Source organism: Streptomyces sp. NPDC057543 (genome assembly GCF_042801895.1).
In the GTDB taxonomy this organism is placed as follows: domain Bacteria; phylum Actinomycetota; class Actinomycetes; order Streptomycetales; family Streptomycetaceae; genus Streptomyces.
In genome coordinates this window covers 1-2228 of record NZ_JBHVFF010000543.1, presented here as the reverse complement: position 1 = coordinate 2228, position 2228 = coordinate 1, and the positions used below count along the sequence as shown (strand labels likewise).

Sequence of the window (2228 nt, the reverse complement as noted above, 5' to 3'; positions counted from 1 at the left end):
GGTGGGCGCCGCCCGCCGCGTTGTGACGGTGCGTGGTCGTAGTGGTTAGTGGCTACTGGTTACTGGCAAGCGGAGAAGGCCCTGTTGGGGCCTCTGGTTGCCAGTAGGAGGGCGTTCTACTGGCTAGTGGCAAGTTGCCAGTAACCAGTAGCCAGTAGCGCTCTGTGAGTCGTTCAGGCGTGGTCGGGGTGGACGTAGACGGAGTGCGGTCCGTTGTCCCGGTAGACCAGCTCGCCCCGCTCGGCCGCCGCTTTCAGTGCGGCCCGCACGGCCTGGCGGCTACGGCGGACGAGATCGGCGACGGCGGACGGCTTCATGCCCACCGCTCCCGCTGCCTTGATCGCGGCGACCGCGTCAGCCAGCCACGCCGGGCCGCCCTCATCGTCGCCGCTGCGAAGCGCGGACAGGTTCAGACCCGGCGATGCCGCCGGGGGCTCCGGCGTACTCCCGGGCTCGGGGGCAGTCGCGAACCGCGCGTCGATCTGCTCCATGAACGCACGCACGGCCTCGTCCTCATCCGTCACCGGTGCGGCCTGCTCGTTGCGGAGCGCGGACAGGTTCAGCCCGCCGGTACTGTCGGCCGTCTGCGCCGGGGCGCCGGTGTCCGGGGTCGGGGTGGTGTCCCGCATCCACGCGGTGCGCTCCGGATCCCACCGGTTCGCGTAGGCGTCTCCGGCGGCCTTGCTGGAGATGCTGTCCAGGTGTGGGTGCGTGTCGGAGGTGGCGACGACGATGTCGCGGATCTGGTCGGGCAGGATCCGCCAGTTCTTGAACAGGGCCGCCGCGGATTCCGGGGTGCCCATGAACCCGGCGCCTACGTGCGGGGCTTGGTCCACGCGGAGCCCGCGGGCTCCGGGGAAGACCTTGCTCAGGTCCATGCCCTCCACCTCCCCGCCGGTCAGGCAGACGCGGGCTTTGGCTTCGCGGCGGATCATCAGGTTGCCGAGGACGGAGCCGGTGGCCCCGAGCGCGGTGAGCACGGTGCGGATGCCCATGGCGCGCAGCATCCGGATCACTTCGAGGATCTTCTTCGCGAGTTCCTTCATGCGCCGGTCGGTGCTGGTCAGGATCTCCGCACCCTCGTCGATCACCAGCATGATCTGGGGAATCTTCGCGCTGATCGGCAGCTTGTCGGTGTTCGCTTGTGCCATGAGGTCCTGGTAGGCGACCTTGCGGTGCAGCCCGATCGTCAGGGCCGCGTCGAGCATCAGGGCGGCTTCCTCGTACGTTGAGGCGAGCCAGTCGATGCCCGGCCGGACCCCGTCGACCGGGGCCCCGTTGGCGTCGAGGGCGGGGCGGACCCAGGGGAGGCCGGCCGATCCGGCGTTGAGGTCGATCACCCAGGTGAGCACGTCGGTGGTGCGGGCGAATCCGGCCAGGATGACGTGGACCATGTTGGTCTTGCCGGACCCGGTGGGGCCGACGACCAGGGCGCACTGTTCGCGCAGGTAGACGCAGATCTCCTTGGCGTTGGTGCGGTAGCCCCACGGGATGCCGGTGTGAATCGACAGAGGCGTGTAGTTGGTGGGGTAATCGCGTTCCTCAGAGAGGACGTTGACGGTGGTTACGTCGATCAGGACGCGGCCCTGGTTAATGCCCTGGGAGGCGACGGCGGTGCAGCCGTGCGGCAACCGGGCGTCAGCGGAGAGGGAAGCGGAGTGCTGAGCGATCCGGTCGTAGGTGGTGCCACCGGAGGGGAGTTCAGCGTCGATGGTGAAGCCGGTGCCGGTGGGCCAGATCTCCACCGCGAGGACCCGCAGTGTGAGACCGCAGACCCGCTGCACCCGGTCGATCCACTCGGCGGCGATCGCCCGCCGCTCCGCGCCGAGTTCGCGGGCGACCTGGCGCTCATCGGCGGCGATGGCCTCCAGTTCGCGGGCCTCCTCGTGCAGGAGGGTGGAGCGGGCGGCGGCGCCGATGCCGGCGCCGATCGTGGCGAGCGATCCGAGCGCGGCCCAGGTGAGCGGGCCGGTGGTCATGGCCCACGTCGTCCACCCGGCGCCGACCAGCCACGAAGCGGACCGCATGCCGATGGTGCGGGCAGAGAGACGTTCACGCAGGCTGGAAACGGTGTGGCCGATCGCCCCGGCGGCGCCGACGGCGAGGGCCCAGCCCGGGGGCATGCCGGTGGCTGCTCCGGTGGTGGCGACGGCGAGGCATCCGGTGGTGGCGGACAAGGCGCCGGTCACGGGTCCGTGACCGGCAGCCCAGTCCCACACCGGCCCGCT

Annotated in this window: 1 protein-coding gene; it reads right to left on the bottom strand. The window is 70.4% G+C overall.

Annotated elements, in window-relative coordinates:
• Positions 1 to 173: 173 nt before the first annotated feature.
• On the bottom strand, positions 174 to 2228 hold a 2055-nt coding region (locus tag ACFU8Q_RS41095), incomplete at its 5' end, for a hypothetical protein (protein ID WP_384465218.1).